Raw genomic sequence first — 556 nt, forward strand, 5'->3', positions numbered from 1 at the left:
ATAGTTATTCGGCTTCATCAGGGATTTATAGAACTATGCAGATTAAGGGTGCGTTATGGCCACACACAATGCAACACATCAAATGAAAACCTTGTGTTCCACATGTTCTTTACGCGAGCTGTGTTTGCCTGTCGGACCGATGCCTAACGAATTTTCACAATTGGACGCGGTTATTCGTCAAAGCCGCCGTCTGAAAAAAGGTGAATACCTGTTCCGTGCCGGCGAGCCGTTTACCTCTTTGTTTGCCATCCGTGCGGGCTTCTTTAAGACAACAGTCGCCAGCCAAGATGGACGAGATCAGGTAACCGGCTTTTTTATGTCGGGCGAGCTGATCGGTATGGATGGGATTTGTTCCCATATTCACAGCTGTGATGCTGTGGCTTTGGAAGACAGCGAGGTATGTGAGCTTCCGTTTACACATATTGAAGAACTCGGTCAGGATATTCCCAGCCTCCGCTCCCACTTTTTCCGCTTGATGAGCCGCGAAATTGTCCGAGATCAGGGCGTTATGCTGCTTTTGGGCAATATGCGCGCTGAAGAGCGATTGGCAGCATTC

General features: G+C 48.9%; 1 protein-coding gene. It reads left to right on the forward strand.

Annotated elements, in window-relative coordinates:
• Positions 1-55 precede the first annotated feature (55 nt).
• A partial coding sequence (locus ACTHUR_RS17055; protein WP_440399885.1) for a cyclic nucleotide-binding domain-containing protein occupies positions 56-556 on the forward strand: 501 nt, incomplete at its 3' end.

This window comes from Neisseria sp. P0021.S007, from assembly GCF_051956855.1.